The sequence below is a fragment of the Aeromicrobium sp. genome (assembly GCF_032084975.1).
Taxonomy (GTDB): Bacteria; Actinomycetota; Actinomycetes; order Propionibacteriales; family Nocardioidaceae; genus Aeromicrobium.
Map to the genome: position 1 here is coordinate 1 of NZ_DAMDLR010000159.1, position 1,433 is coordinate 1,433.

General features: G+C 69.2%; 1 protein-coding gene. It reads right to left on the reverse strand.

All coding sequences use genetic code 11. The features are described 5' to 3' along the window. Nucleotides 1-71 precede the first annotated feature (71 nt). A complete protein-coding gene (locus RT323_RS16645) occupies nt 72-1,124 on the reverse strand; it encodes an IS110 family transposase (RefSeq protein ID WP_313410414.1) in 1,053 nt (350 codons plus the stop codon). Nucleotides 1,125-1,433 lie beyond the last annotated feature (309 nt).

Below are 1,433 nucleotides of genomic sequence, written 5' to 3' on the forward strand. Positions count from 1 at the left end.
CCGATCTGCGCTCGGGCGGCAGGAGCGCCCGAGAGGTGGGGTGTCGAGGCGGAGGACGCTCCTATGGTTCGTCAAGCCGTGGGTGGGCCTGATTCGAGGATTCGGTAGAGGTCTCGGATGATGTAGCGCTTGAGGCATCGGCGGATTTCGCGTGGGGTCTTGCCTTGGCTGGTGCGTCGGGCGGTGTAGGCCTGGGTGGTGGCGTCGTAGCGTTGGCGGGACAGGACGATGGTGTGGATCGCGCGGTTGAGTTGTCGGTCGCCGTACCTGTTCAGCCGGTATCGCGTCGTGACTCGGCCGCTGTTGGCGGGGATGGGCGCGATGCCGGCGAGCATCGCGAACGCGGCCTCGGAGTGGATCCGGCCGGGGTGGGACCAGGCGCACAGCACGGTCGCGGCCACGATCGGGCCCACGCCGAACAGGTCGAGCAGGTCAGCATGCCACGCCTTGACCAGCACGGTGATCTGCTTCTCCAGGTCGGCGGCCTCGGCCGTGAGGGCCTGAACCCGGCGGGCCAGGGTCCGCAGGACGTGCCGGGTGGTCGCGGTCTCGACGTCATCGCTGCGGTGGGCGCGCAGCGTGGCGGCACGCTGGACCCGTTCGGTGCCGGTGGCCTGCCCGAGGGTGGCGCGCAGGGTTTCCGGGGCGGCCACGATCAGGGAGAACAGTTGTCGTTGCGCGATGGTGGCGGCCTCGACGGCCGAGCGTCGCGCAGCCAGCAGCACCGAGAGGGCTTGGCGTTGTCCGCCGGCGCGGGGAGTTCCCCGCACGGGACGACTCATCGCTTCGCGAGCTGCCCGGACCGCGTCGAGCGGGTCGGACTTGGCGCCGTGGCGGCGGGCGATCCGCTGCGGGCGGTCGAGTTCGAAGACGACCTCGGCGTCCCTGGCGAGCACGCGGGTCAGTCCGGCGCCGTGCCCGCCGGTGCCCTCGATCGCCCAGGCCCGGGCCGGGGAGTGTTCGCCGGCCCAGGCCAGCAGGTCCTCATACCCGGTCGGGGTGGTCGGGATGGTCATCTGGTCCAGGACGGCGCCGGTCGCAGTGTCCACGATCGCGGCGGTGTGGGTATCGACGTGGGTGTCGACCCCGATGACGATGTCGGCGACATCGGACAGACTGGTCATGCGTTCCTCCACTAGCTCCGGATGGACGTTGATCCGGTCCGGGAGGAGTCACGGCAGGACTGTGATGGGACACGACGACGCCGAGAACGTCGCCGGTCAAGCTCCTGATCAGGCCAGTAAGACTTCGACCGGGCCGGGTCGTCGATCCCGAACGGACAAGTCCCGAGCAAGGCACGAAGCCAGTCAGACGATGAGTCACGAACGAGACCGACGACCACAGCCCATCACCGATGGACCGCCTTCACACCCTCACAGTCAGTCGACGTCGTCGAGCGACTTCCACTGCCCGGTGACGAGGTAGACGACCTG